At 53.8% G+C, this 26,012-nt stretch carries 27 protein-coding genes and 1 pseudogene; 18 read left to right on the top strand and 10 right to left on the bottom strand.

Going from position 1 to position 26,012, the window contains the following annotated elements:
- Nucleotides 1-67 precede the first annotated feature (67 nt).
- The 5 genes from R8G34_13500 to R8G34_13480 all read left to right on the top strand — a co-directional run bounded on the left by R8G34_13500 (nucleotide 68) and on the right by R8G34_13480 (nucleotide 7,943).
- Nucleotides 68-955, top strand: a complete 888-nt coding sequence (locus R8G34_13500) for a VWA domain-containing protein (GenBank protein MDW3223879.1) — start codon at nucleotides 68-70, stop codon at nucleotides 953-955.
- The gene (locus R8G34_13495; GenBank protein ID MDW3223878.1) at nucleotides 952-2,490 is read left to right on the top strand and encodes a VWA domain-containing protein; all 1,539 of its coding nucleotides are present in this window, start codon (nucleotides 952-954) and stop codon (nucleotides 2,488-2,490) included. The genes R8G34_13500 and R8G34_13495 overlap by 4 nt, the downstream gene beginning before the upstream one ends.
- Entirely contained in the window at nucleotides 2,487-3,746 is a 1,260-nt protein-coding gene (locus tag R8G34_13490) for a hypothetical protein (protein MDW3223877.1), read from the top strand. The genes R8G34_13495 and R8G34_13490 overlap by 4 nt, the downstream gene beginning before the upstream one ends.
- A gap of 21 nt (nucleotides 3,747-3,767) precedes the next feature.
- Nucleotides 3,768-5,711, top strand: coding sequence for a multiheme c-type cytochrome (locus R8G34_13485; protein ID MDW3223876.1), 1,944 nt, complete (start codon nucleotides 3,768-3,770; stop codon nucleotides 5,709-5,711).
- Nucleotides 5,712-6,416: 705 nt separating this feature from the next.
- The gene (locus R8G34_13480; GenBank protein ID MDW3223875.1) at nucleotides 6,417-7,943 is read left to right on the top strand and encodes a glucan biosynthesis protein; all 1,527 of its coding nucleotides are present in this window, start codon (nucleotides 6,417-6,419) and stop codon (nucleotides 7,941-7,943) included.
- 396 nt (nucleotides 7,944-8,339) lie between these two features.
- On the opposite strand, the gene R8G34_13475 is transcribed toward R8G34_13480, so the two are convergent.
- Nucleotides 8,340-8,768 carry a c-type cytochrome gene (locus tag R8G34_13475; GenBank protein MDW3223874.1) on the bottom strand — a complete coding sequence of 143 codons (429 nt, stop codon included), beginning with the start codon at nucleotides 8,766-8,768 and terminating at the stop codon, nucleotides 8,340-8,342.
- Between the two features lie 135 nt (nucleotides 8,769-8,903).
- Here R8G34_13475 and R8G34_13470 point away from each other — a divergent pair, with 135 nt between their 5' ends.
- Complete coding sequence (locus tag R8G34_13470; protein MDW3223873.1) at nucleotides 8,904-9,179, top strand: hypothetical protein; 276 nt, start codon at nucleotides 8,904-8,906, stop codon at nucleotides 9,177-9,179.
- A 234-nt stretch (nucleotides 9,180-9,413) separates the two neighbouring features.
- Here the strand turns inward: R8G34_13470 and R8G34_13465 are convergent, their stop codons facing one another.
- Nucleotides 9,414-9,827, bottom strand: a complete 414-nt coding sequence (locus tag R8G34_13465; protein ID MDW3223872.1) for an STAS/SEC14 domain-containing protein — start codon at nucleotides 9,825-9,827, stop codon at nucleotides 9,414-9,416.
- Nucleotides 9,828-10,659: 832 nt separating this feature from the next.
- On the opposite strand from R8G34_13465, the gene R8G34_13460 reads away from it, so the two are divergent.
- The 5 genes and pseudogenes from R8G34_13460 to R8G34_13440 all read left to right on the top strand — a co-directional run bounded on the left by R8G34_13460 (nucleotide 10,660) and on the right by R8G34_13440 (nucleotide 13,250).
- Entirely contained in the window at nucleotides 10,660-10,815 is a 156-nt protein-coding gene (locus R8G34_13460; GenBank protein MDW3223871.1) for a hypothetical protein, read from the top strand.
- Nucleotides 10,816-10,923: 108 nt separating this feature from the next.
- Nucleotides 10,924-11,729, top strand: a pseudogene (locus R8G34_13455) (MBL fold metallo-hydrolase).
- 204 nt (nucleotides 11,730-11,933) lie between these two features.
- On the top strand, nucleotides 11,934-12,053 hold the full coding sequence (locus R8G34_13450; GenBank protein MDW3223870.1) for a hypothetical protein: 120 nt from the start codon (nucleotides 11,934-11,936) through the stop codon (nucleotides 12,051-12,053).
- A 122-nt stretch (nucleotides 12,054-12,175) separates the two neighbouring features.
- The gene (locus R8G34_13445; protein MDW3223869.1) at nucleotides 12,176-12,400 is read left to right on the top strand and encodes a hypothetical protein; all 225 of its coding nucleotides are present in this window, start codon (nucleotides 12,176-12,178) and stop codon (nucleotides 12,398-12,400) included.
- Nucleotides 12,401-12,590: 190 nt separating this feature from the next.
- The gene (locus R8G34_13440; GenBank protein MDW3223868.1) at nucleotides 12,591-13,250 is read left to right on the top strand and encodes a hypothetical protein; all 660 of its coding nucleotides are present in this window, start codon (nucleotides 12,591-12,593) and stop codon (nucleotides 13,248-13,250) included.
- Between the two features lie 367 nt (nucleotides 13,251-13,617).
- Here the strand turns inward: R8G34_13440 and R8G34_13435 are convergent, their stop codons facing one another.
- The 3 genes from R8G34_13435 to R8G34_13425 are packed head-to-tail and all read right to left on the bottom strand — an operon-like array spanning nucleotide 13,618 to nucleotide 15,197.
- Nucleotides 13,618-13,902: a hypothetical protein gene (locus tag R8G34_13435; protein MDW3223867.1), complete on the bottom strand. Its 285-nt coding sequence runs from the start codon at nucleotides 13,900-13,902 to the stop codon at nucleotides 13,618-13,620.
- A complete protein-coding gene (locus R8G34_13430) occupies nucleotides 13,902-14,393 on the bottom strand; it encodes a ClbS/DfsB family four-helix bundle protein (GenBank protein MDW3223866.1) in 492 nt (163 codons plus the stop codon). The genes R8G34_13435 and R8G34_13430 overlap by 1 nt, the downstream gene beginning before the upstream one ends.
- A gap of 21 nt (nucleotides 14,394-14,414) precedes the next feature.
- Nucleotides 14,415-15,197, bottom strand: a complete 783-nt coding sequence (locus R8G34_13425) for a universal stress protein (protein MDW3223865.1) — start codon at nucleotides 15,195-15,197, stop codon at nucleotides 14,415-14,417.
- A 217-nt stretch (nucleotides 15,198-15,414) separates the two neighbouring features.
- Here R8G34_13425 and R8G34_13420 point away from each other — a divergent pair, with 217 nt between their 5' ends.
- The 3 genes from R8G34_13420 to R8G34_13410 all read left to right on the top strand — a co-directional run bounded on the left by R8G34_13420 (nucleotide 15,415) and on the right by R8G34_13410 (nucleotide 17,355).
- A complete protein-coding gene (locus tag R8G34_13420) occupies nucleotides 15,415-16,341 on the top strand; it encodes a DnaJ C-terminal domain-containing protein (GenBank protein ID MDW3223864.1) in 927 nt (308 codons plus the stop codon).
- Between the two features lie 2 nt (nucleotides 16,342-16,343).
- The gene (locus R8G34_13415; GenBank protein ID MDW3223863.1) at nucleotides 16,344-16,640 is read left to right on the top strand and encodes a chaperone modulator CbpM; all 297 of its coding nucleotides are present in this window, start codon (nucleotides 16,344-16,346) and stop codon (nucleotides 16,638-16,640) included.
- 382 nt (nucleotides 16,641-17,022) lie between these two features.
- Nucleotides 17,023-17,355, top strand: a complete 333-nt coding sequence (locus R8G34_13410; GenBank protein ID MDW3223862.1) for a hypothetical protein — start codon at nucleotides 17,023-17,025, stop codon at nucleotides 17,353-17,355.
- 104 nt (nucleotides 17,356-17,459) lie between these two features.
- Here R8G34_13410 and arcC read toward each other — a convergent pair whose 3' ends face one another.
- Entirely contained in the window at nucleotides 17,460-18,371 is a 912-nt protein-coding gene (gene arcC, locus R8G34_13405; GenBank protein ID MDW3223861.1) for a carbamate kinase, read from the bottom strand.
- 635 nt (nucleotides 18,372-19,006) lie between these two features.
- Between arcC and R8G34_13400 the strand changes: the two genes are divergently transcribed.
- Entirely contained in the window at nucleotides 19,007-19,381 is a 375-nt protein-coding gene (locus R8G34_13400) for a hypothetical protein (protein MDW3223860.1), read from the top strand.
- A 208-nt stretch (nucleotides 19,382-19,589) separates the two neighbouring features.
- On the opposite strand, the gene R8G34_13395 is transcribed toward R8G34_13400, so the two are convergent.
- Both R8G34_13395 and R8G34_13390 read right to left on the bottom strand, forming a co-directional pair.
- Nucleotides 19,590-20,429 carry a universal stress protein gene (locus R8G34_13395; GenBank protein ID MDW3223859.1) on the bottom strand — a complete coding sequence of 280 codons (840 nt, stop codon included), beginning with the start codon at nucleotides 20,427-20,429 and terminating at the stop codon, nucleotides 19,590-19,592.
- 71 nt (nucleotides 20,430-20,500) lie between these two features.
- Entirely contained in the window at nucleotides 20,501-20,986 is a 486-nt protein-coding gene (locus R8G34_13390; protein ID MDW3223858.1) for an Hsp20/alpha crystallin family protein, read from the bottom strand.
- Nucleotides 20,987-21,133: 147 nt separating this feature from the next.
- Between R8G34_13390 and R8G34_13385 the strand changes: the two genes are divergently transcribed.
- On the top strand, nucleotides 21,134-22,315 hold the full coding sequence (locus R8G34_13385; GenBank protein MDW3223857.1) for a hypothetical protein: 1,182 nt from the start codon (nucleotides 21,134-21,136) through the stop codon (nucleotides 22,313-22,315).
- Nucleotides 22,316-22,335: 20 nt separating this feature from the next.
- Nucleotides 22,336-22,767, top strand: a complete 432-nt coding sequence (locus tag R8G34_13380) for a DUF2267 domain-containing protein (GenBank protein ID MDW3223856.1) — start codon at nucleotides 22,336-22,338, stop codon at nucleotides 22,765-22,767.
- A gap of 60 nt (nucleotides 22,768-22,827) precedes the next feature.
- On the opposite strand, the gene R8G34_13375 is transcribed toward R8G34_13380, so the two are convergent.
- Nucleotides 22,828-23,502 (bottom strand): helix-turn-helix domain-containing protein, encoded by a 675-nt coding sequence (locus tag R8G34_13375; GenBank protein MDW3223855.1) that lies wholly within the window; start codon nucleotides 23,500-23,502, stop codon nucleotides 22,828-22,830.
- A 170-nt stretch (nucleotides 23,503-23,672) separates the two neighbouring features.
- Here R8G34_13375 and R8G34_13370 point away from each other — a divergent pair, with 170 nt between their 5' ends.
- Nucleotides 23,673-24,446 carry a response regulator transcription factor gene (locus R8G34_13370; protein MDW3223854.1) on the top strand — a complete coding sequence of 258 codons (774 nt, stop codon included), beginning with the start codon at nucleotides 23,673-23,675 and terminating at the stop codon, nucleotides 24,444-24,446.
- On the opposite strand, the gene R8G34_13365 is transcribed toward R8G34_13370, so the two are convergent.
- Nucleotides 24,413-25,963: a PAS domain S-box protein gene (locus R8G34_13365; protein MDW3223853.1), complete on the bottom strand. Its 1,551-nt coding sequence runs from the start codon at nucleotides 25,961-25,963 to the stop codon at nucleotides 24,413-24,415. The genes R8G34_13370 and R8G34_13365 overlap by 34 nt on opposite strands.
- Nucleotides 25,964-26,012: the final 49 nt, after the last annotated feature.

Raw genomic sequence — 26,012 nt, 5'->3', positions numbered from 1 at the left:
CCTGGCACTGCCCTTGCCATGGATCATATGGCGATTCTCACCGCCGCGCCGCGAACAGGTAACAGCAGTGCGCTTCCCTTTCTTCCGTCGCATCATATCTGCGGCGGATGCAATAGCTGGCCCGGGTGCCATTGTGATACGCCGCACGCGACTGCAGATGATCGCAGCAGTTTTGATCTGGGTCTTGATGGTCATCGCGCTGGCACGGCCCGAGCGGTTAGGTGCACCCATTGAAATCACCAAATCTGCCCGCGATGTTGTGCTGGCAATCGACATTTCAGGGTCTATGGATGCAGTCGATTTTGCGACGCCGGATGGGGCGGCTGTCCAACGGCTGGAGGGGGTCAAGACGGTAGTCGATGATTTCCTGGCCGCCCGTGAGGGTGACCGGGTAGCCCTGATCGTATTTGGATCACAGGCGTTTTTGCAGGCCCCGCTGACTGAAAGCCTAAGCACGATAAGCGCCCTTTTGACCCAGACAGAAGTAGGCATGGCCGGTCCGCAAACAGCAATTGGCGACGCAATTGGCCTTGCTATCCGAACTTTTGAGGCCAGCGAGATCGAACAGCGCTTGTTGATCCTGTTGTCTGATGGGGCGGATACCGGCAGCCGCATGAGTCCGGTGAACGCAGCCGAAATTGCGCGTTCCAAAGGTGTTGAAATCCATACGATTGGTGTCGGCGACCCAGAGGCGGAAGGCGAGAATCGGGTGGATACCCGCGCGCTTCAGGACATCGCGAGCCGCACAGGTGGGCGCAGTTTTTTTGCCACCGATCTCGAGGGCCTGTCCGAAACCTATGCTCAGATTGATGAAATGACGCCGCGTTTGGTCGAGCAGCTTTCCTACCGTCCGCGCACGCAACTGACGCATTATGTGCTTGGTATGGCGGTGATCCTGGGCGTTTTGACTCTTTCCTTTCTCACCTACACCAAAACGCACCGGGTCCGCGTATGAACGGATTGCTTCCCTCTGATCTCTTACTCGGGATTGAAGCGTTTCACCTGTTGCGCCCCCTATGGCTGTTACTCGCCCTGCCCGTTGCGGCATTGTGGTGGGTCAATCGACGCGCGCTGCAAAAAAGCGACGAACCCTCCCACAAACTGGCCCCACATTTGCAGCAGGCTCTGACAGTGGGCAATCGACGAAACAGCCGTATTCAACCAATCGATGGGGTGGCATTGGCCTTACTATTGGCCGTTCTGGGTGCGTCAGGTCCGACATGGACCCGTCAGGTCGACCCATTTCTCGCAAAAACCGGACCGCTCGTCATCATTCTGAAGGTCACCCCATCCATGATGGAGGCCGATATCGCACCCGACCGTCTGACACGTGCGAAATTCAAAATCCGCGACCTGCTCGACCTCAGGGCCGGCGCAAGAACGGCGCTGATTGCCTATGCGGGCACAGCGCATCCCGTGTTGCCCTTCACAGAAGATGCGCAGGTAATGTTGCCCTATCTGGAGGGTCTGACGCCTGAAATCATGCCGAAGGAAGGCGCGAACGCATCTGACGCCTTTGCAATCGCAACTGAACTGCTCGCTGCGGAAGCTTCCCCGGGAGGGATACTGTTTGTTCTCGACAAACTCGATGCAACAGATGTTGAAACCCTTAGTCAGGCAATGAGGAACACACTTTCAGTATTGGCAATGCTCCCGGATGGTCAGCAGGACCGCGGCATGGATATGCTGTCTGATATAGCCGTTGTCCGGGTCCAAGCCGACAATGCGGACGTGACCCAGTTGGACCGGATTCTGAACAGAGATTACCGCCGTGCGCTCTTGCAGAACCAGGATCAACCCTGGGAAGATCGGGGCTGGTGGCTGGCCTGGCCGGCGGCATTGCTGTCCCTGATCTGGTTCCGGCAGGGGTGGACAATGCGGTGGGCTGTGATCGTACTGGCTTTGATGCTTTCTTCTCCAAACACGGCCCGCGCCGAGGGTGTCGCGGATTGGTTTCTGACCCCGGATCAACAGGGTTGGTTGGCCTATGGCAAGAACGACTTTGCACGGGCCGCCGATCTGTTCGCAGATCCGCAATGGAAAGGCCACGCGCTCTACCGTTCGGGCCAATACGATGCAGCGGTGCAAACTTTGGACCGTCTTGAAACAGCAGATGCTGCCTTCACACAAGCGCTCGCGCATATCAAGAACCGCCAATATCGCGATGGGGTTCGCGCATTTGAGACGGTGTTGGAACGCGACCCGGATTTTCCGGGAGCCGCCGAAAACCTACAGACCGCAAAGGAAATCGTCGATTATATCGAAGAGACCCGCGAAGCATCAGATACCGGAGAAGATGCAGGGATCGGGGCTGATGACGAGGTGTTTGACAATGAGGCCAATCGCGGCGCTGAAACACAGATCGAAAGTCAACCAACAGGCGGAGAGGGTATTCTCACCACCGAACAGTGGATGAATACCGTCGATACGCGCACCAGCGACTTCCTGCGTTTGCGCTTTCGCATTGAAGCCACGAGGGCAGCAGAATGAAACTGCGTGCGATCATAGTCATACTGTCACTGCTGTTATGCGGCCCGGTTTTTGGCCAGAGCACCGAGCAACCACTGGTTCGGGTAGACCTTGAAGACAATGAGGCAATCCCAGGACAACCCCTCAGCCTGCGGGTGACCGTGCTGGTGCCGACATGGATGACCGAGCCTGTTGTCTTTCCCAGCCTTGAGGCCCCGGATTTGATGGTACGGTTGCCGGAACGCTCCACTACTCCGGTGAGCGAACGCATTGAAGGGGATACATGGTCCGGGGTATCGCGCAATTATCGGATGAGCCCCATGGTGCCCGGTGTATTTAACATCCCGCCAAATGACTTGATCATCACGTGGTCTGATCCTCAGACCAATGAGGCACGCCGGGATATCGTTGCACTTGACGGTTTCACCCTGTCCGGGGTTTTGCCAGACGGTGCTGAAGGGCTCGATCCTTTCATCGCGGCAGAAGAGATTACCCTGTCCCAAGATCTTGAGGGGAACGAAGCACCGCTGCAACCTGGTGACAGTATCCGACGCACCGTGACGGTAAACATCAAAGGGACGCCGCCAATGTTCCTACCTGCCCTCTTGCGGCAAGATCCGGTCGAAGGGATCGCGCAATACCCGGACGAACCGGTTCTGTCAGAGAAATCAGAACGCGGCGTGGTGTCAGGCACGCGCGCCGAAAGCGTCACCTATCTGGCACAAAGCGGTGGACAAGGCGCTGCAGAACCGATCGCGTTTGACTGGTTCAATCTATCGACGGGCCAGATTGAAACCGTTTCGCTCGACGGGTTTGACCTGACCGTTGATGCGCCCGTCGCGCAAAGCGTCTACAACGCATCAGTGCGCAGACTAGCCATTGCGCTTGCGGTTTTGACGGGATGCATATTACTTCTTTTGTTTGCAGGTCCCTCGCTCCGAGCCATATGGCTGCGGCGTAAACAGGTCCGACGTGACACCTATCTTGCTTCTGAGGAATTTGCCCAGGACCGATTGCAAGATGCCATCGCGAAACGGGATTTATCCGCTTGCCTGATCGCTTTGGCGTTATGGGAAGCCCGCAATCCAAGTGTCAGACCGCGCGGCAATTTGGCTATTCAATCAGCATTGACCGCACTTGGCTCGGCCCGTTACGGTAAAGAACAGGCATCCGACGCAAATGGCTGGAAACAATTGCAAGCCGCGCTCCGTTCTTTCCTGAATGATACTCAGATCGCGCCATCAAACTCGGCGCTGGCGCCCCTTAATCCGCGCTGAATACGGCCACAGGAGCTTTTGATGACTCGCTTCACTCTGTTATACTTGATCATCCTGGCCTGTTTATCCTTGCCTGCAACTGCCCAGCAAAGCGTGGAACAAGAGCCCGTCTACGTTGGAACGGAAGTTTGCAGCGCCTGCCACGCGGATGTGAAAGCGGATTGGGAAACGTCACATCATGCGCTGGCATGGACGGAGCCATCGCCTGAAACGGTGGTTGCTGACTTCAATAATACCGTTTTTCGCCATGACGGGGTGCTAACCGAGTTTTTTCGAAGCGATCCGGAATATCGCATAAGGGTAACCGAGGCCGATGGATCAGCAGCAGAATACACCGTTCATTCCGTGGCCGGTATAGAGCCCCTGCAACAGTATATTCTGGAGATCGAACCTGGGCGATTACAAAGCTTTGACGTGGTCTGGGACACGGTCGAAAAGCGTTGGTATCATCTCTATGCTGATCAGAAACTTCCACCGGATGACGGTCTTCACTGGAGCGGGCCGTACAAAAACTGGAATGCGCGATGCGCAGAATGCCATGCCACCGGATTTGAAAAAAACTATAACGCGCTGACCCAATCCTATGCCTCAACACAAGCCGAAATAGGGGTCGGTTGCGAGGCTTGTCATGGTCCAGGATCACGCCACGTAGACTGGGCGGAGCGCAATGTTTCAAATGCACTTGCGCCACCCGCCGGATATGGTTTCACTATGGATTTTGCCAACGCGGGCACGCAAGCAACACTGCAGCAATGCGCAGGGTGTCACTCCCGTCGCGAACCATTGGGGGATGCAAGCCCAGTGCCCGGAACTGGGTTTCACGATGCCTATAGTCTGGCTCAGTTGCGACCCGGATTATACCACGCCGATGGCCAGATTCTGGACGAAGTGTATGTTTATGGCTCGTTCCTACAATCCAAGATGTATGCCAAAGGTGTCGGCTGCCTGAATTGTCACAATGCGCATACCAGCGAGTTGAAAGCCGATGGAAATGCAGTTTGCACGCAATGCCATTCGCCCGCAGGAAACCCGGATTTCACGTCGTTGTCGCCAAAGAACTACGATGATCCATCGCATCACTTTCATGCAACCGGATCGGAAGGTGCTGCCTGTGTCAGCTGTCACATGATCGAGCGGGTCTACATGGGGATCGACGGCCGTCGCGATCACAGTTTTCGAATCCCGCGGCCAGATCTGGCTGGACAGACCGGCGCTCCGGATGCCTGTACTGATTGCCACACCGACCAGTCTGCGGATTGGGCAGCGACTGAAATCGCCGAACGGTACCCGGATGCATCTAACCGCAGTGCGCACTACGGTGTGGCCCTTGCACAGGGACGGATCAATCCAATGACGGCCCAAGAAGACCTGGTTGACTTGGCGATGAACGATGCGCGTCCCGGTTTGGCGCGCGCCACGGCGCTTTGGCTTTTATCGCAGGGATCTGATGCAGGCGCGGCAGATGAAGTAGCGCCGTTGCTGGAACATCCGGATCCACTTCTTCGCGCTGCCGCGATTGGTGCGCAAAATGGCATCGACCCACAGGTACGCGTTCCACGGATCGTGGATCTTTTGGCCGATCCGGTGAAAATGGTACGGATCGAAGCGGCCAAATCTATGCTCAACGCGCCTGTCGCACGCCTCCCGGCTCAGATTGAAACCCAGATGCAACAGGCGATGGCAGAGTGGCGCACATCACTGCAGGCGAGGTCTGATTTTCCTGAAACACATATGGTTTTGGGCGGGATGGCCTTGACCATGCGTAATATTCCGGCTGCGCAGGGCGCATTTCGCGAAGTGGTTCGCATGGACCCTCAGCGCGAGGAGGCATGGGTGATGCTCGCCCGGATCGCCGCCGCGGTGGAAGGCAGGGATGCAACGATGGATGTGCTGGACGAAGCATTGGATATCATCCCAGAAAGCGAAATCCTTCAAGGGTTCAAAGCCGAGATAGCGGCGCAATGAACCGCTTGGTTTGACGCGTTTTTCTCGTTCATTGACCGTTTGATACAAGACATATTGATCCCAATTCTGCGCGCAGGCCCAAGTGTTGGCTTCCAAAAGCCCCATGTGACTGAGAACGGCGGAATGCAACCACGCAGAGCTGGGGCATGCGACACGTTCTCCGAGCACGCCTGCAAAGGACATACGATGCCATAACGACGCGGTACAAAAGATCCGCTGTGCGCCAAACGAGACCCGGCAAAATACTCACTCCCAAGCCATTTGAGCAGAGTGTTCTTGCGCTTCAATCGCTGAGCTTTCAACAGGGTTTCCTTTCCGCACACCATATGACCAATCCGGACGATACTCAGATCAAGAGCAGCTTGGGCTACCAGACATCTTTTCACGTCGGCCGGGCGCTTACGTCGTCAGTGAGGCAGCGGGTAATTGCGGATAGGCAATAGATCGCAAAATACACAAACAGCGAGCACTTGCCGAAAACCGACCCGAATAATATGTAATCATAATCCGCATACTTCCGGTGTTAGATAGGAAATCGTCGGCTGGCTGGGCACGCAATATCAGCCAAATCTCAATGTTGACTACGTCGACTCTTGCGATCGGCGATTTAAGGGCGACGTACTCTGCGTCGTGCCGGGTGAAGGAGCCGGACAACCGATGCAGTTTCGGAATAAAATAACGCGGCGAAGCATTCTGGGATCCCTCTTGGCCAGCACCATTGTCACTGGACCTGTCATCGCACAGTCGACTGGTGTTGCAGATCCATTCTCTTTCGAATGGCTAAAGGACCGCATGAAGAACCGGGCACAGCTGCCTGACACACTGCCGGCTCCGCTGGAAAACTTTTTGGAAAATCTGACCTATGATGATTATCGAAACATCTATTTTCGACCAAAAAAATCCCGCTGGGCAAACCAGGAATTGCCGTTTCACCTGCAGGCATTCCATCCCGGCTGGCTGTTTCAGGACCCTGTGCAGGTGTTTGAGGTCGTGGAGGGTTTCGCGCGACCGCTGATCTTCAACACGGATGATTTTGAATATCGCAATGACGTTGCAGAGCGTGTGCCGGAACATGCGGAACTCTCGGGTGTTGCCGGGCTGAAAGTGAACGCACCGCTCAACACCACCACCAAGTTCGACGAGCTGGTGACATTCCTGGGGGCCAGTTACTTTCGCGCCTTGGGGGCTGGGAACAGTTACGGGCTTTCCTCGCGCGGGCTGTCCATTGACACTTGGCTCAGTGGTCCAGAAGAGTTCCCCCGCTTCTCGGCATTTTGGGTTGTGCGTCCTGAGAGCCAGGATTCATCTTTGGAAATTTTTGCCGCCATGGACAGCAGGTCTGTCACCGGTGCTTACCATTTCGTGATTTCCCCGGGGGATGACACGGTGATTGAGGTACACTCAGAACTCTATTTCCGCGCACCCGTGCAGCAGCTTGGTCTGGCACCACTGACGTCAATGTTTTACTTCGCGGAACACTCGGAGCGGCGTTTTGACGATTTTCGCCCACAAGTTCATGACAGCGACGCGCTTCACGTCATCCGTGGTTCTGGCGATGTACTGTTACGTCCCCTGAACAACCCGCACCGCGTTTCCAATTCCTATTTTTCCGGGGAAGATGTCGTTCAATTCGGTCTGATCCAACGGGATCGTGACTACGAGACCTTTCAGGACGCGGGCGCGCAGTATCATAACCGACCTTCCGTGATGATCGAGCGTATGGGCGATTGGGGGTCGGGCAGTATTCGACTGGTTGAAATCCCGGCGGATCTGGAGATCGACGATAATATCGTGATGTTTTGGGTGCCAGATGAAGCGCCGCAAGCAGGAGAGACGCGCAGCTACAGCTACAAGATGCACTGGGGTGCACTGCCTCCTGATGGAACGGGTGAACTGGCTTATGTTCATACCACGCGCTCCGGGGTTGGCGGGCCGTCAGGCGTGCCGCTCACGAACCCGAACCTGAGAAAATACGTAGTCGACTTTGAGGGCGGCGCATTGGGAGACATGGGACCAGAGGCCGCGGTAACCCCGGTGGTGACGACCTCGGCGGGTGAAGTCTCAAACATGGTCCTGCACAAAATCGAGGACGCTACAACCCGTTGGAGGCTCTTCTTCGACGTGGACGGTCAAGATGCATCGTTGATTGAGCTTATGGCGCATATTGCCAGTGACGAGCGCAAACTATCCGAGATCTGGCTGTTCCAATGGGTCCGCGATCTGGCGAATTGATCGGATGCCGAAGCCACTGCGTCAGTCAGGTAAGTGAAAACACCGAAACAATGCAGCAAAATCCTTTTATGTCCCGGTAGTTTTCACAAATGCCGCTGGTTCATATAAAAATTGGTTTCTTCATTGGTATGCCTGCAGCAACTGGGGTGGATTTATCGACTTCATGAGCGACAAACAGGCGGCTCATCAGCCATTCTGAATCTAGTGGGGTGTTGATTGGGTCTATTTTTCAGAGTTTGCGAGATGCTGAGGACCGCGGTCACATCAATCCTAGACCCGGCGAAGACGCAAAATCACCCTGCCTTTTGTAATTTCCCTTGCTGGCAAAACGACAGGTCAAAGCATCTAAAAACGAAGGCTATTCCAAGATATCCTCTTGGAGCGCACATAGCTGTCTTATTTTTGGATGCCTTCGAGATACACCAACAACCCGGCTAATTCTCTGGGCGTGGGCGTTAGTACGCCATCAATTTCAACAGGTACCAGATCTTCTGCCATTTCCGGCCCGAATTGGGGCATGACACGTGCCAGATGGCTGTTTTGTGGATCACCATAGATGTAGCTTAATGCGCGCGCCGCTGGGAAGGTGCCTCCGTTTTCCATGCTCAAAGTCGTCAAATCAGTTGGTGATCGACTCAAGCCGTTTGCGGCGATGCCTGCGCCGCCGCCGTCGCTGCCATGACATGACACGCAATTTTGAGCAAAAAATGCCGCTCCGTCTGCCTGAGAGGGCATGACTTCGACGCCCCTTGTCTGAACAGTGCACGAGATAAGCGTCGAGACCAACGGCGCAGCAACAAGTGCTTTGGATATGGCTGTGCCCACTTCAATTCCTCCTGATACGAACCGGTGCATTGCCCTGATACCACAAAGATGCGCCCCTCCAATTGAGCTTGATCAAAAGCATCCACTTTGCCGCCCTTAAACTTATCGCAACCATAAATCTTGGAGGTCCAGAAAATGATCACGTTGGAAGATGTGGAAGATATGTCTGCTCTTACACGCGCTGAGATTGATGCACTGGCGGAGCACGAACACCTGACAACTTATGACGCGGCGCTGATGGGTGAATACACGATGCACCAGCATCACGGCCCACAGAAAATAAATGAAATGATTTGTGATGACATTCGCGCGGCTTTGCATGATGGCAATGCTGTGCACGCACATGAATTGTTTGCCGTATTGCGCGGGTTCATAACAGAACACCCGGAAGCGGCGCGCGGCGTAAGCTGAAGATACTGAACTAGGCTTCTGCAAATGGGTATATTTTTTATGCCTGTTCTCAGACGGCGACCGCGCCAATGTCAGTATACCGCCTGGCGTCCTTTGGCCGCTGTAAGTTTGCGAAGATGTTGCTTTGGGCCTGTGTCCTTTCTTGCAAAACAACAAGTCAAATTTTCAATCCAGATCGAGACGTCGGACGACAGATTTGCCACAGCCATACCGAAGCTTTTTGTCGCTAGCCCCTTAAACTGGAAAGTTACCTGCGTCCTCATCGTCGTCTTTTCCATCAACAGACCCTTCGAGCCAGTCCTCCGCATCGTCGACAGCGGATAGTGTAAAAGCCTTAATGTCACAGGACGGAACAATGGCGCTCTCGATTTCGGCCGCGGTTCGGATCCAAGCGTCATCTGACAAAACTGCGCATTTGTCGAATTTGCCAAGCAGACTCAGAAGTTTGGGGAGTTGTTGAAATTCAACGACCAGCGCGGCGACGGTCGGCATCTGAAAATCCACGATTTTATAAAGCATTTTGCCGTTCGTGATCCCTTGCGACTCTTCAATCAAGGTATCGATGGCGACGCGCATCGTCTCCTCGTTCAAGGTGCCTGAAAATACAAGGTCCAAACGGTTTGCTTTTGGCTTTGATACGGTAAACACTTCCAGGCTCCTCCGGATTACATCTGAAACCATGCCAGATTTCCGTCCGAACGCGATTGATGTAAGTCAACCGTCGCCAGTGTTCAGAGTCTTTGATACGGGGAACTTGCCTTGACTTGCGCTTGATCCGCTTTGTTGGCGGTGCAAGATTGCCCAGATAGTTTTGCAAAAGGCAAGAGCAGCATTTGCACTGGAATGCACAAGCGATTTGCTAACAAGCCGGGTTTGGACCGGTTTGCAATTGTCGTGTCTTACCGGTGAGGAAAAGCACCGGTGATTTGCGCCCGCTTTTCTATAGTCATGCTTTTGATTGCGCAAAACCCGTTGGTTAGTCGGGCCGTTACAGCGCTGTGCACGCGGGGTAAAAACCGGCAAATTCTTTACTGGGGATATGAAGACCAAACGGAACAAGGATACCGTCTTGGTAGGATGGCCGCCCCGAGCGCCGACAGCAAAGTGCCGAGACCGGTGAGCCCCAAAGCTGCAAGAAAACGGTTGGAATTACCCCGTCGCCCGCAATTTTGGAAACAGCAGACCATACCGCCGGTGCGCACCGGTATCTGTGCAATCGACCTGCAATCTTGGTCCGGCATTCAAATAGCCCTGAGGGTGTCTGATCGCAGGTTGGCTGCACAGAGGAATCTTGTTTCGAAAAAGGCCTGGCATGGGACTTGGAGCGGAACTAGTTTCACGCATTCAAGCAGTTTCCGATTGATGCCGATCAATCTGTTTGGTGCTCGAAATCGCACAATTTCGTCAGCTTTGGAAAGGACAGAAAATGCACAGGCAAACTCCACATCCATGTGGATCTAAACCCCCGTCAGAAGTTCCCATGCCGGTAGACCCTGAAAACCCGAATGTGTCGCCGGAAATGCCGGAACCGATGGACCCTGAAATACCACTCGCCATTCCGGAGGTGCCGAAACCTGACATCCCTGCGGAGGAGCCCGATTCCGATCCGCTCAAGAAAGGAAACCTCCCCGTTTGAGCCACACATCCCAAAGCGGCCGCAATTTTCGGTAAGTAACAGCAAGCCAGTATGACCTTGTCACAGACGGTTCTGCAGCGCGGCCATAGCTGTAAGGAAAAGGCAGGAATGGAGAACCAAGTCTCAAACTGCCCGATAAATACGGACGTTCACCCAACAGTAAAGACTTTTTTCGATCCGAGAACTAGTACGATCAACTATGTGGTAGGGGACTAGCGTTGTGGCTTTTGTGCGATGATCGATTCTGCAATGGATCTGGACTACGCAGCTGGTCGGATCACCTTTCTGCTGCACCCTGCAAACAATCCAAGCTTGGCGGCATAATCGGGATAGACGATCAGATCACCGTCGTTCAGGAAATCTTTGGAAGAGTCTTAATGAAGGGACGGTACTTCAGCAAAACGGTTCGCAACTCGACGTGTTGTTCAGGGACCTTAATACCTATTCCATCAGTGGGCTTGCCGCATTTGCGATGCACACGCCCGGCATCACACCCGCGCGTATGGTGCATGTGATCGGAGATGCCGCATTTGTTGGAGACACACTTTTCATGCCGGATGGCGGTTCAGCCCGTGCCGATTCTCCCCGCGGCGATGCGGGCGAGCTTTACAATAGCATTCAGAAAGTACCGTCACTGCCAGACAAGATGCGCCTCTTCATGTGCCACGACGATGGGCCGGGTGGCCGAGACATCATGTTGGAAACAACGGTAGCGGAGGAAAGGGCTGAAAACATACATGTTGGGAGCGGTCAAAGCCGTGAAAAGTTCTTCAAAAAACCGCGTCGAACGAGACGTGACGCTGGATGTGCCCAGACTGATCCTACTGTCCTTGCAGGCCAATATGCGGGCTGGTGAAGTGCCAAAAACCGAAGATGGCAAACCAATGCTAAAAGTCCCGGTCAACAGCATCTGAACCCGTCCCTGGAGGAGAAAAAATGAGGGAAATACATCATATTACCAAACAGTTCCTTGTCGCGCCGCAGATCTCCAACGTGGACCTCGCGACCGCGCTTGACAAGGGGATCGGATCTGTCATTTGCATTGTCCCAATGGCGAATGTGCTTATTAGCCCACGTTTCAGGACTTGGTTCAAACCGAGAAGAAGCTTGGTCTGGAGATGCTGTACATCCCGGTCTCAGGCGGGATTGTACAAAACGCGAATGCGCAGGCTTTTGATACATTGCCCGAGCCAATCCTCGCTTTTTGCCGTGCGGGTACTCGTTCGACGAAACTTTGATCATCCATGCAGTCCAAGTCTTTACCTCTGGCTGAGATCTTGAGGGCGACCAAAAAGGCTGACTATGACATGAAGGATGTTGTACGTCGTATCGTCATTCGTGGAAAACCTCTACGAAACAGGTGGATGCCTCTTATGATAATGTTACTGTTGGCGGTGGTGCGTCCGGGATTGTGGTTGCCTCCAGTCTGAAAACGCGCAAGCCGGGGCTGGAAACTGCCATATTTGATCCTGCCCACGCGCACTATTACCAACCAAGCTGGATCATAGTGGGCGGAGGAGTTTTTGCGGCGGAAGATTCCGTGCGGAACAGAATCCGGTTCTTCTGGATGGATATCGTGTCGTAAAATACGATCGCTTGGTGGCGTGTCCCGGATCTCAAGCTGGACTGGGGACGCGTCGAGGGCCTTGTCGATACTCGGGGACGAAACGGTGTGACGTCGAACTATCGCTATGACATGGCACCCTATGCGTGGCTGCTTGTCTCAGAAATGAATTTTAGCCGTGCTGTCTTCACCAGCCTCCGATGCCAATTAAATGCGCTGGTGCGCCAAAAAAGCGATTTACCCGTCCGCCGATCACTGGATCCGCAGCAATACCGCAAGAGATATCGATTTAAAGTTTCACAGCCCCGGTGGCGCTCTGTTCGCTGTCGAAGACTTTGTCCCGACTCTGGAAAAATATGTTGAAAAACATCAGATCGGCTTGAACTTCTTTCACACCCTCGTTGCTGTTGATAGTCCGGGCAGGAAAGTGTGGTTCGACGTGTCCCGACCTGAAATTGCGGTTGAACGCATCGAGGTTGAGTTCGATATGATGCATGTCACGCCACCGCAAGGCGCCCCCGATTTCATTGCCGTTTGTCCACTTGCTGATGCGGTGGATCGGGTTAATGTGGACCCGTCGAAGTTGCGGCACAAAATCTTTGACAACACATGTTCACTGGGTGGCATGATGAATGCCATAATTACGAAGACCGCAGCGGCTGCTCGCAAACAAGCACCTGTTGTGGCTGATAACACCGTGACCGACATGCAAGATGGTACGCCAATTGTACAATACGACGGCTATGAAGCTTGTCCACTTACCGACGCGCGGGACAAAGTCATACTGGCGGAGTTCAGCTATGGCGGCACGTTGCAAGCAAGTTTTCCACGATGGCTGATCGATGACCCGAAACCGAGACATCTGGCTTAGTAATTGAAGGAAAAGACGCTGCCACCAGTCTATTGGCCGGCGATGCTTAAGGGCCGGGGATGGCTTGCGGCGCCTGAACAGCTCTCGGCTCGCTGAAAATGCCGCAATCGAATCCGAAACCGGGATCAACGTGCCGTCGCTGGTACGATTTTGCTCACACTTGTCTTTGGCGTCGAGGTGGGCGTCACGGTAGGTGTTGCCCTTTCGGTCCTTCTCTTTCTTTTGACGCATCGCGTACGCATGTGGCCGAAGTCGGCGCTGACCGACTCCCAGTACTTTCGCAGTATTCTTAGTCATACGGTGATAACAAATCTGACCGTGCTTTGACTGAGGACTGGTCAGAGCCTTTATTTCGCAAACGTGCGTTTTATTGGAAGAGTATGTGTAAAATCGTGTAATCGACCACAGTGAAATCAGAAATGTCATTCTGATGTGCTTTGCGCGCAATGAAATAGACCTTGGTGCGCTCGTAATACTTGAAGTCATCAATATTCTCCTCGCAGAGATTAGCATTGATCTGTCCTTGTCGGAAGTCAAAGGTCCAGTAATGGACAGGCTTGGCAGCGACCATTTGCTCGAACATTTGACCGGCGCGGTCTGTCTCTCCCAGTAAGATCATTGCAGGTACTTCGGCAATCTGACCTAGATCCATTAGGCATGGTTTCGCAGCACTGAACGGATAAATTTTGCGGCAGAACGATAATGACTGGGTCCTGCGGCTTCTGCCCATCTGCCTGGTGTCCATTTGTTGTTGGCGCCGCGCATGGTACCCCCATACAGTGTCTCATCTGTCTCCTGCGTTACAAAAGCGATCAACTGTTCGTGCCGCTGTTGCAACAGAGAGCATGCGGCCAACCAATCCATATCAGCCTGCCTGCGTCGAAGATCCGCATTATAGCGCTTGAGATCGTTCCATTTGTAGCCTTTGGCGGGAAAATATACCTTCTTGCCCGCCATGCCGTCAGCATACCATCCCAAAAACAGTTTGATCCAATGCGCGCGGTGCCCGATCGTATCTTTGATCGAATTGTGCTCCAAACTCATGCTGGCTTGCGCGGCACTTAACGGCGAGATCAACGTGTTGAGCTTTCCGTATTCCTTTTGCGAAAGATCAAGCAAGTCTTGTTTGTCTGTGCAGGCCATTGTGTCTCTGAATTTTCTGAATTAGTGCGCGAAAAATACGGGAAGAGCCGTTTGCTCGATCATGGAGCGGGTTGTGCCACCCATCACGGCCTGGATCATCCGTGCATGTCCGTATGCTCCCATGACCACCAGATCGGCACCTGCCTCTTTCGCATGGTCCTGAATACAATCTGATATCGGTCGTCCGCCACTCGGGAATTGCGACACCGTCACGCGGCAGCCGTGGTGACTGAGCCATGCTGCCACGTCAGTTCCGGGAGCCTGTCCATCGCGATCCGTGGTCATGACCGGGTCAATGCATCCAATCACGACATCGCGCGCTTCTTTCAGATAGGGCAAAGAGGCATGCACCGCAGCGGATGCCGCCTTGCTGCTGTCCCACGCAACAAACACACACTCCGGTTTCTGGAGCAGTGCGGCATTGACCCGAAGCCCAATTGGCGAGTGAAAGAGAACACCCGAGGCCGTTTCGCGCAAAAACTCTGGTGTATCACGGAGGTTGTCCGCCATGACCGCCTCATCGCTTACGCATGCGCATCGAGCGACGTGGTGCTTTGCATCAGTTGTTGCTGTAAATATGGCCAGAACCGTGCCAGATGCGCCCGTTTTTGCAAGAAGCTGTTCTACACTGTCTACGCGCGTCTCTTGCACGCGTTGCGCTTCGCGAACTGCCTCTTCCCAGTTATGGGGGATGTTCATGCCTCCGTAAGGAGGAACGCCATAGGCATAAACCGGCAAAGCTGGAGCAGCGTCCAAAAGCAGACACATCAAATGATTATCCTGCCTTACGGCCGTTTCAGCCATGTCAGATATTGCTGAATCAGGCGTTTTTGAATTCATTACAAAAAGAATTGTGCGGTGCTTCATAGGTTTCTCCAGTCCGAGGTGGTCCCGATGTTCCAATCGGATCGCTGGCATGCATTTTTGCATGGCTGGCCGCCACCCGACTGACAAAGATCAACCGACATCAGTTTGGTCCATGGCATTTTGTAACGACCGAAATGGCGTGAGCGAGAGGCGGATGGATTTTAAAGACTACTACAGAATTCTTGACGTTACCCAGGATGCCGATGCAAGCACGATCAAGAAAGCGTTTCGCAAGGCAGCGCGAAAATATCATCCCGATGTCAACACTGATGCCGGGGCTGAGGCCAAATTCAAGGACGTAACAGAAGCCTATGAGGTTCTGAATGACCCTGAACGGCGTGCCGCCTATGACCAGCTTGGTCCGGGACAACAACATAGCCAGGGGCACTACCAACCGCCCCCGGATTGGAGCGAAGAGTTTGCCTTTTCAGACGCAAGCGCACAAGGACAAGAGCCGTTCAGCGACTTTTTTGAAACACTGTTCCGGCGCGGGGCGGGATCGGGTGAAGGCATGCATCACCGCCAGGGGGCAGACAGTCACGGGCGCATTGAAATATCAATTGAAGATTCCTATCGCGGCGCTGAACGCACATTGAGCCTGCGCGCGCCTGTTCTGGGTCGGGATGGGCAAATCACACTGCAAGACCGCAGCATTTCTGTTCACGTGCCCAAGGGCATCGGTGCGGGTCAACACATCAGGTTGGCTGGCCAGGGGCAGGCAGGCGAGGCCGGAGCCGGTGATCTCTTTCTGGAAGTCACCTTTGCCCCTCATCCTGTTTTCGTCCCGGATGGCAAAGACCTCTATCTGGAATTGCCCATTGCACCTTGGGAAGCCGCTTTGGGTGGTCATGTTGTGATGCCAACACCGGACGGCAAAGTTGATCTGCGCATTCCCAAAAATGCACGAACCGGACAGAAAATGCGCCTCAAGGGCAAAGGGCTTCCCGGGCAACCTGCAGGGGATATCTATGCCACGCTCAAGATTATCAATCCCAAAGTTGAGACAGAAGAAGCGCGCGCCTTTTTCCGACAAATGGCAGAGACGTTGCCCTTTGATCCGCGCGCACATCTAGGAGACTAGTTATGAAGAAGACAACGAAAAGGAGCGAGATCATAGATGCTCTTTCCCTGCGGGATCTATGTCAGTTTTGTCAGGCTGATGAAGCATGGGTCATCGAGCTGGTTGAGCACGGCGTGTTAGACCCGCTCGGCGGTCAGCCTGTCAATTGGCGTTTTGTAGGCACTAACATCGTGCGCGCAAAGAAGGCCCGCCGGCTGAATCGGGATCTGGGCATCAACACAGCGGGCGTCGCCCTTGTGCTTGAGTTGCTTGAAGAGCGAGATACCGTGCTCCGCCGTTTGGCGCAATACGAAGCATAGTCGCGCCGTTCATTTGAAGTTGAAGCTTCGATGAAGATTGGGCGGCGGCAAAAGCCAGTTTTCTGGCGCGCAAGATGTGACAACAGCCTGTTTACGCCGGGACCTTCCGACCAGACAGAAACGCCGGTCGTCAAAGGAAAAGTGATGCCATCACGAACGAACACAGTACTCGGTGGTATCGGGTAGGATTGTTGGCCAAAGCTTGGTGCACAGGCGGAAGACGTGGCACTGTGACGAGCGCTTCTGTCCGGCAGAACAGAGACGAGAACACGCCTTTATTCTATCGTACACAAGTTGGCGCAAAAGTCCTGAACCCACACGATCACCTTTTTTGGCCAGGGTCCACAGCCAAAAACATGATCATTCCTGTAAAGGCGTCAGGATGGATGGCGACTCGAAAACATGTCTGACGAAGCAAACTTTCGGATTCGACATCGCGTTTCAGGCAACGGTGACGCCCTTGTTTGAAGCGACCGCACCGAACCAGTCGATTTGCCAACAACCGAAATCCGCGTCCGACGCGCGCCTCTTGAGCGCCGCGGCTACATGCGAAGGCGTGGGCTTTCAACCTTTTGCCCAGACCGTTAGCGGAAAACTTATTTTTGAAGAGGCTCGTTGCCGGCATCCATACGAAAATGGACACTCCCGCCTTCGCTTCACAACGACCGAGATGGATCAGCTTCACCCCAAAACAGAATGCCGCTCTGGACAATGAGATTTTATCTGGGGCATCTGGTTCTGGTCCTGACTGGGCCATGGGTCTTGGCCACGCGTGTGAACTGCCACTGTCGTTGTGGCGATCCGCTTTTCTCGGTTGTGCTACGCTCTTGGATGTGTGGGCATCTGAGCCACGCGTGTGCCGGTCTTGCCTGCGATCAGGTCCAAACAATCGGACAATCGACCAATAGCTGCAAAACCTTGCGTGGCGCGGGCAAAATCACAGGCAGCTTCAACCTTGGGGCCCATGGAGCCTGCCGGGAATGATGTTTTGCTTATCTCTTCTGGTGTGACTTGACCGATAATCTGTTGTGTCGGCGTCCCCCAGTTTTCAAAAACACCCGCCACGTCCGTCAGCATTAAAAAGGCATCCGCCTGCAGTTCGCGTGCCAGCAAGCCGCTTGCATGATCTTTGTCAATCACCGCTTCGATTCCAATCATTGTACCGTCGGTTTTCTCAAACACTGGAATGCCGCCACCCCCGGCACAGATCACGATAACTCCCTGTTCCAACAGCAGTTTTATGACATCCAGTTCCAAAATCCGCTTCGGGCGTGGCGAAGGGACGGTTCGCCTGAAATGCGCCCCGTCTTTTCCCATGCTCCAGCCTCTTTCTGCGCTCAATTTTGCCGCTTCATCTTCTGCATAGATCGAACCAATGAACTTGGTTGGTTGCTCAAATGCCGTATCATCGGGATCGACCTCAATTTGGGTCAGAAGCGTCGCATACCGCGCGTCAGGAAGGTAAGCATTATCAAGTTCTTGTTGCAGGACATAGCCTATCATACCGTCGGTTTCTGCGCCAAGAACGTCCAGAGGGAATGGGCCGCCCTGCAGTGCAAGATATCCCACTTGGGGACCGTTACCATGTGTGATGACCACTTCATGACCTGCGTCCAGGAGACCCGCGAGCGATTTGGCGGCTACGCGAATACTGGCGCGCTGACTGTCGGCGGAGAGCTGTTCTCCGCGCTTTGAAAGGGCATTTCCGCCCAGCGCGACTACGATACGCATTAAAGACCCCAGCGTTGCCGCGAAAATGACCCACGTCGTGCGTATCCGGTTTTCCACATGGTTAAAGACGGTGGTAGTCGAGTTTGCGAATATTGCCTTTGTATCTTCCCAAATATCCACGCCAAGGTTTTAATGATGTCTGTATGGCCCCCGGTTTCGTCGTCGCAGAATGCGGGCGCACAGAGGCAAAAATCCGCTCGCGGATGTCGATTTGCCGTCGTTTTTTCAAGCTGCTTCTGACGGGGCATTCGCAGTCCTCTCCTATCATCCCAATCTTGTGTTGGCCTACCTATCAGACCCCAAACGTGGTTTCGCATGACATTGCATTTTTTCAACTCCCGGTTCTTCTTCACTCCTTCACACCCGCGCTGACCACGCGGGCTTTTCAATAGTCCGCAGATGGCCAACGCAAAAGCAACGATCACAGAAATAAGTAGCAATTGTGAAATCACGATACTCATATTTACCCCGCTCATTCACCGGAAAAGACGATCAGTCTGTGAGACGCTGCAACGATACCAACAAAAAGAACATCCTACATCTTCTGAGAAATCAGCACACTGGCATGATGGGCATTTTGCGACCATGGCTGGCAATTTTTTCTCCGTTGGTACTTGGATGTCTCGAGTGCCAGCATGACTTGGAACGGAAGTCACACAATTGAGATTGGTCAATTGCGGGTCTGGTTTACTTCATTTCCTTGGGCGTTTCTTGTATTTTCGATACGGCCTTGCGCCGAGTTGATTGGATTGGATTGGATTGAGACAAAACGCATTCCGATAGGCTTGGCAACATTTGGCGTGGGCAGCAACAACCGGGAGAACGTGCGATCAACCCTGCAATTGGATGCACCGCAAGCGCTCCCATCCTATTATCCGGCCCGGATTTCTGCACGGTCAACCTACAACGAAAAAACCATGTTGTATTCGAATACATTCCCGCTGGCGGTGTCAAAAGAGGCCGCGGCGAACACTAACACCTACGTCATCGCGCATGGTTTCAACGAATGAACGTTTCATCGTGTGTTTGAACCTGTGACGGACCGGTCTTATAATTTCAGCCCGGACGATCTGTCATACCAAACAACCGAGTGCTGCGCTTGATCGCCGCGCACTGACCGACGGCACAAGGCCCCGTGATTGCAGCGTTAAACAAGGCCCCCTTTTCAGGATAGCGCGGGACCGCTTGCTGTCTCGTCTGCCCCTCCTGACTCTGCCGCTACTTACTGAACATAACGGGGATCTTTTGGTCTCTGAGCAGCGCATAGGTGGTTGCGCCAAGGACGAAGTCATATGCTTTGGAGTGACCGAAGGCGCCTGTCACGATCAGATCGGCACCCTTTTCAAAAGCGACCGAGCCCAATACTTCAGCTATGCTGTCCCCCATGGCATCCCGATGTTCCAGAGTTGGTTTTAACCCGTGTCGGGCAAACATCTCGGACATGTCAATGGCATCGGCGTCCTTGAGAGCGTCTTGATGGGTGGACCCAACACGCAAAACGGTTAAATCGGCGCCTGGATCGGCAAGACCCAGCATATCATGTGCAGCGCGAGCCGCTTCTCTGGTGTCGCTCCAGCCCAGTACAATGCTTTGACCGATTTCCGGGCCGTCATAGTCAAGCGGCACAACGATTACCGGTCGACCGCTCTGACGTATGACTTGTGTCTGCGCGTGGCGCTGATCATAGCGATCACTGTTCTTGTCTTCATGTGCCATGATAACCAGATCAGCCGCGCGGGCACTTTCGATCATACGCTCGGTGGCGGATTGAGCCTCCGCGCGGACAAGACGAAACTCGCTGACGAAGTCTTCATTTTCGGTATGCTTGGAAAAAACATGTTTGATCGCTTCCGCTTCCTCTCGCTGGCTTTCATTGAACGCTGAAAAGGCAGGCTCAGGAATATGCATGGCGATTCCGGGATAGACCAACAACGCTTCGATGGTATGCAGCCCGATCAGATGCGCACCATGTTTTCGTGCCATGGGAACAGCTACATTCAAGAGCGTTTCTACATGGTCTGGTGTGGTCAGGCAGACCAGAATGGTTTTCGGACTCATGGCAAATTTCCTTCTTGCAGCTTTTTTTCTCGCGTGTTGGATCAGGGCGCACATGCACGCCCAGACCAGTCTCAGATTTTCCGGATATCGATCTTTTGCACGTCGGATTTGTTTGCCGCCGGTTTGGAAATATGTAGTTTCAGGATCCCGTTTGAAAATTGCGCATCCACGGCACCGTCTTCGGGCGTGAACCCGAGCGGTATGCGGCGACAAAAACTTCCGTAACGACGTTCAATCAGGTGATAGCTGTCTTCCGTCTTCTCGTCTTCAGCGCTTTTCTCCCCCTTGAGGATCAGGGTTGTTCCTGAGACCGTGACATCCAGATCGCCTTCACTGACGCCAGGCACCTCAGCGCTGATTTCAAAAGCGTCTTCTGTCTCGACGACATCAATTGCGGGGAACGACGGTTCGGAAAACATCGCGCGGCTGTCGTTTTCCATCATGGGAAATCCAGATCTGAACTGATCCAGAAACCGGTTCATTTCTTTTTGGAAGGTTGGGAAAAAGGCAGATCCGGCAGTGTTGTCCCGTGTTCGCTGCAGGGGTTGACGTGACATATCATCTCTCCTTTCAGAATGATCGACACCCAAATGTGTCCTCGCCAAGTTACGCGACCGCGCGCAGTGCTGATTGATCCCCGTCAATTGATCTCTTCCTAACCGGCGTAGCTTGGGGCGACAAAAGATGCTGCAAGGAACGGATAGATGTTCAAATTCGCCCGCGAGATAGCTGTTGCCGCCGTTTTTGGCCTGAACGGTATAGCGTTTGCCGATGCTGCATCGGTCACACATGGAGGGGATACCTTCATAGCCGGTTCACAGGTCAATGAGGCAATCTCTGCCGATGGTGATGCCTTTTTGGCCGCACGCACCATTGCGGCGCGCGGTACGGCGGGCGGGGATTTGCATGTCTCTGGATTTGATCTCTCAATCAGCGCGGACACTGACAAGGATCTATATGCTGCGGGTGCCACAGTTGTGATCCGCGGCGCAATTGCTCAAGACCTGACCGCCGCAGGTTTTTCATTGCGAACAGAAAAAACGTCTCTCACGCAAGGAAACGCCCGGCTGTTTGGAAATTCCGTAATCATCGAAGGTCCGATTAAGGGTGCCCTCATGGTCACTGCGCGCGATGTGATCGTGAATGCTGTGATCGAGGGGGATGCCCGTGTTTTGGCGCGATCCCTTTCGTTCGGCCCGGATGCGCGGATCAACGGCACACTCACCTATGCCACCAAAGACCAGATTGCGGTCCCTGAGCGCGTTGCCCCGGCTGAGCGTGTGAAAATCGAAACTGCGTCCGCCGCCCGGTTTTCAAACAATTGGGACGCGGTTGCAAAAGACATGCCGGTTTTGCCCTCCTTTGCGTCAATACTGTTCGGCTTTGTGATTTCACTGCTGTTCTTTCTTATGTTGGGCGCGCTGATGCTGGGTTTCATGCCCAAGCGGCTGGCAAGATTGCGCCGCAGCATCGCGCAAGCGCCCGGCCAAACGATCCTGCTTGGGGTGATCGGCCTGTCCATATTGTTTGGGTTGGTGCCAATAACCGCTCTGACAATCGTCGGGTTGCCGTTTGTGCCAATTATTTTGCTGGGTATTATTGTCGTTTGGACATTTGGATACGCATTGGGCGCTTATGGGGTTGCGATGCGAGTGTGGTCAGGTTTCGGCGGCGTGGAGCGGCCAAACAGCGCTACACGACTGATGGTATTTGCGGCAGCGATCCTTCTGGTGGCCCTGTTGAACTTCATTCCCTTTGTGGGGTGGGTCACCAACTATACGCTGGTTTTGCTTGGTGTCGGGGCTATGAGCCGTGCGTTGTTCCAGTGGCTGATGGGCAATCCTGACGTCGCCTTCGATGTTGATCTGAAACCCGTCAAAGACTGAGACTGAAGAGGATAATCAAGATGACAGCCCACGGATTAGAAGTGATCGATCATAGCGTGCATCTGACCCATGAATGGACCAACGAACTGGCCGGACGACTGGGCTGGTCTTCCAAACGCAGCGCTTTACGACTGATGCGCGTCACATTGCACCGCATACGCGACCACCTTCTTGTCGACGAGCTTGCGCAGTTGTCAGCACAATTGCCACTTCTCATCCGGGGCTTCTTTTTTGAAGGGTGGGTGCCGAAAAACACACCTGTCAGAGAGCGGCACGCCCATGAGTTTATCGCCGTGATCGACGCTGAAATGGAAAACAGCGCAGAATATCGCGGGCGCGAAGATATCAAATGTGTCTTCGATCTCCTCAACGCGCGCGTGAGCGCCGGTGAGATCGAGGATATTCGTGCCAGCCTACCAAGTGATCTTCGCCAAATATGGGCAGCGCCATAATCAGGCTAGCGGCCGCGCGGCCAGAGCGCGTCATTTCACGTGACGAACATCAGCAGCCGGTCAATCCCGGTCTCCCAGCGACAGGCTCAGCAAGGCCGTCGGTTTTTGTATGATAATGGTGTAGTTGTTATCAATCGCGATGATCTTGCTTTTGCGCAATTGGGTGAAGGTCCGGCTCACTGTCTCGGTTGTCAGGCCCAGAAAATCCGCAATGTCGGATCGGCTCATCGGCAAGGTGAATTGGCAATACGCGCCAAGATCCTCACCAACCCGTTCCATGAGGACACATAAAAAGGAGGCAAGCTTCTCCGTTGCTGATTTCCGCCCGAGCATCATGAAATGATCCTGCATGGCGCTGATCTCTCGCAACGCGGCCTGCAAAAGCGCGTGGTGCAATTTTGGATCGCCTTCACCGCTTTCCAGATGTGATCTGCGAAAGGGTTGAAGCCGCGCAGCATTGAGACTCTCACAATCAGTGTGGTGCAAACCGTCTGTCGGAAACCCGATGATATCACCGGGATACCCGAAGGCGATGACTTGTCGTCGACCATCTGCAAGCAGACGGGACAGTCGCACGACGCCGCTGGTGACTTGATACAGCCATTCAACCTCATCACCCTCAAAATAGAGAAAACTGCCTGGTTTCAGGCGTGTTTCTGCGGTTTTGGGCAATGTGCCAGGTAGGGGTGGAATTGGTGTTGATGTGGCTTCTTGTTCGGGAATTGTGACATACATCAGGCGGACCCCTTGTTTGATTTGAGCCCACCTTGGACAGTGAATGTATTTTGCGTTAACCTTTGTCGAAAGTGTTTTGTATCAAATTGTAACGCTCAGGACCTGGAATTGCGTAAACCGGTTGCACAGATCCGACGGGTGACATTCAAAAACCACGGGGAGACGGCGGTGTGAGTGACCAAACCATCCTGATCGTCGATGATGACCCCAAGATCCGGACTCTTTTGTGCAATGTGCTTGAGGATGATGGATTTGTCGTGCGCGAAGCAGAGACCGCAGGCGAAGCGCTCGAAATTCTGGCTCAGACGCCTATCAGCCTGATAACACTGGACATACATCTGGGCAGAGACAATGGCGTTGATCTGGCCCGCGACATCAGACGCACCTCTCAGGTACCTATTGTGATGGTGACCGGAAAAGATGATGTGATTGACCGTGTTGTGGGCCTTGAGGTTGGCGCAGACGACTACATCACGAAACCGTTCCATGTGCGCGAAGTAACAGCGCGTATACGCAGCGTATTGCGGCGGACAGGGCGTATAGAAAGCGAGCTGCTGCACGCAGCGGCCAAGCCAGAACCGGACCTGCAGGCCAGTTCGGCCTTCTGCTTTGACGGGATGACCGCAATCCCTGACCGGCTTGAGTTATTGGACCGCAAGAACTCAGATTGCGGCCTGACCAGCGGTGATTTCAAATTGCTCTCGGTCTTTCTCGAACGCCCCAAGCGCGTACTGTCGCGAGATCAGCTTATGGATCTTACCGGGGGCATCGAATGGAGTCCGCTGGATCGAACAATTGATAATCAGATTGCTCGTTTGCGCAAGAAAATCGAGCGCGACCCTTCATCGCCAAAAGTGATCAAGACGGTACGCGGTGTTGGCTACACAATGGCCTGCGACGTACAGAAGATTCAGTCTTCAGAGGCTTCAGCCAAAAGCGCGTGAAGGCGTTCTGCGAGGTCTGACTGACGATAGGGTTTGTGAAGAATATCTTTGGGCGTATCGCTTGTCATAGACCCGGTCACGACGTCACTTGCGTACCCGGAAGTAAGCAAAACCTTGAGTTTCGGAAACTCCGTGGCAATTTTGGACGCAAGATCATAGCCATTCAACGCGCCGGGCATGACAAGGTCTGAAAAAACCAGATCAACCTGCAAGCCGTTTTTCAGCATTCGATAGGCCTGATCTCCACTTTCAGCCTCCACCGTCTCAAATCCCAGATCACGAATCCGCTCAATGGACAGCTTGCGCACGCGAATGTTGTCCTCAACGATAAGTATTTTTTCGCCGCGACCGCGTGGTATTCCGGTCTTGCTATCAGGGGCCAGAGCTGCGCCAACATGGGTGTCTGAAGCGTGCACAGCCGGGAAATACAGACCAAAGCTCGTCCCATGCCCGATTTCGCTATAAAGGGTGATATGCCCCCCCGATTGCCGTACAAACCCATAAACCATTGCAAGGCCCAAACCGGTGCCGCCGTGCTCGGATTTGGTTGTGAAAAACGGCTCAAATGCGCGCCTTTGCGCTTCAAGGCTCATTCCCGCGCCGTCGTCGCTAACCGACAGCCGGACATAGTCACCCGGTTCCATATCGGTTTCCTGTGCCATGTAGCTGTCATCGATGGTAACGTTTGCAATTGAAAACAACAATTCGCCTCCCGCCTGCATGGCATCCCGCGCATTGAGTGATAGATTCATGAGCGTGGATTGGAGTTGCACAGGGTCGATCATCACTGGATGCAGATCATCCGCAAAGTCGGTTTTTATCTTGAAAGGAACCCCGAGCGTTCGCTTGAGGATTTTCAAAGTATCTCTGCAAAGTTCACGCAGATCCGACTTGACAGGATGCAGGGTTGAGCGCCGCGCAAAAACCATCAAGCGTGTTGTCAGATCAGACCCCAACTCTGCAGCTTCAAGCGCATCTTTGACCAAGGGAAGCTGGCGCGCATCTGCCCCGCGCAACTCAAGCAACTCCAGATTTCCGATGATCAGCGTCAAAAGATTGTTGAAGTCATGCGAGATACCACCCGTCATTTGACCAATGGCATCCAACCTCTGTGATCGTGCCAACGCCGCCTCGGTCGCTTTTCTGTGGGTCAAATCATGCAGTATTGCGACAAACAAGCGTCGCGCACCGACCGTTGCATGACCGACCGAGAGGTGAAGCGGGAACACCGTGCCGTCTTGGCGCTTGCCCTCCACATCGCGTCCGAGGTCAATGATGCGTTTTTCGCCTGTCTTCAGGTGATGAGACATGAACCCGTCATGCAGTTTCGCCAGAGCTTCAGGCATCAATATGTTGACGCTTTGCCCCACCATGTCCTTGGGAGACAGTTGAAACATTCTGGCGGCTGCCGTATTTACCCGCAGCAGTGTACCCGATTGATCCGACACGACCATCGCATCAACAGCTGCCTCCATTATGGCATTTAAAACTGCACTGTCTTCCAAACTGTTGACCATATGCATCACCTCTGCTTTCAGCCTGCCAAACCCTGTGCGCAAGGCGCAA

This window comes from Paracoccaceae bacterium (genome assembly GCA_033344815.1).
GTDB lineage: Bacteria > Pseudomonadota > Alphaproteobacteria > Rhodobacterales > Rhodobacteraceae > Roseobacter.
This window is presented reverse-complemented; position numbering and strand designations above follow the sequence as displayed.

Bases quoted from the DNA above. Each gene is read 5' to 3' on its own strand.
- R8G34_13495 (MDW3223878.1), top strand. From the start codon at position 952: ATGAACGGATTGCTTCCCTCTGATCTCTTACTCGGGATTGAAGCGTTT.
- R8G34_13490 (MDW3223877.1), top strand. From the start codon at position 2,487: ATGAAACTGCGTGCGATCATAGTCATACTGTCACTGCTGTTATGCGGC.
- R8G34_13485 (MDW3223876.1), top strand. From the start codon at position 3,768: ATGACTCGCTTCACTCTGTTATACTTGATCATCCTGGCCTGTTTATCC.
- R8G34_13470 (MDW3223873.1), top strand. From the start codon at position 8,904: ATGATCACGTTGGAAGATGTGGAAGATATGTCTGCTCTTACACGCGCT.
- R8G34_13460 (MDW3223871.1), top strand. From the start codon at position 10,660: ATGCCGGTAGACCCTGAAAACCCGAATGTGTCGCCGGAAATGCCGGAA.
- R8G34_13450 (MDW3223870.1), top strand. From the start codon at position 11,934: ATGCTGTACATCCCGGTCTCAGGCGGGATTGTACAAAACGCGAATGCG.
- R8G34_13440 (MDW3223868.1), top strand. From the start codon at position 12,591: ATGCGCTGGTGCGCCAAAAAAGCGATTTACCCGTCCGCCGATCACTGG.
- R8G34_13435 (MDW3223867.1), bottom strand. From the start codon at position 13,902: ATGGATCTAGGTCAGATTGCCGAAGTACCTGCAATGATCTTACTGGGA.
- R8G34_13430 (MDW3223866.1), bottom strand. From the start codon at position 14,393: ATGGCCTGCACAGACAAACAAGACTTGCTTGATCTTTCGCAAAAGGAA.
- R8G34_13425 (MDW3223865.1), bottom strand. From the start codon at position 15,197: ATGGCTGAAACGGCCGTAAGGCAGGATAATCATTTGATGTGTCTGCTT.
- R8G34_13420 (MDW3223864.1), top strand. From the start codon at position 15,415: ATGGATTTTAAAGACTACTACAGAATTCTTGACGTTACCCAGGATGCC.
- R8G34_13415 (MDW3223863.1), top strand. From the start codon at position 16,344: ATGAAGAAGACAACGAAAAGGAGCGAGATCATAGATGCTCTTTCCCTG.
- R8G34_13410 (MDW3223862.1), top strand. From the start codon at position 17,023: ATGGATGGCGACTCGAAAACATGTCTGACGAAGCAAACTTTCGGATTC.
- arcC (MDW3223861.1), bottom strand. From the start codon at position 18,371: ATGCGTATCGTAGTCGCGCTGGGCGGAAATGCCCTTTCAAAGCGCGGA.
- R8G34_13400 (MDW3223860.1), top strand. From the start codon at position 19,007: ATGACTTGGAACGGAAGTCACACAATTGAGATTGGTCAATTGCGGGTC.
- R8G34_13395 (MDW3223859.1), bottom strand. From the start codon at position 20,429: ATGAGTCCGAAAACCATTCTGGTCTGCCTGACCACACCAGACCATGTA.
- R8G34_13390 (MDW3223858.1), bottom strand. From the start codon at position 20,986: ATGTCACGTCAACCCCTGCAGCGAACACGGGACAACACTGCCGGATCT.
- R8G34_13385 (MDW3223857.1), top strand. From the start codon at position 21,134: ATGTTCAAATTCGCCCGCGAGATAGCTGTTGCCGCCGTTTTTGGCCTG.
- R8G34_13380 (MDW3223856.1), top strand. From the start codon at position 22,336: ATGACAGCCCACGGATTAGAAGTGATCGATCATAGCGTGCATCTGACC.
- R8G34_13375 (MDW3223855.1), bottom strand. From the start codon at position 23,502: ATGTATGTCACAATTCCCGAACAAGAAGCCACATCAACACCAATTCCA.
- R8G34_13365 (MDW3223853.1), bottom strand. From the start codon at position 25,963: ATGGTCAACAGTTTGGAAGACAGTGCAGTTTTAAATGCCATAATGGAG.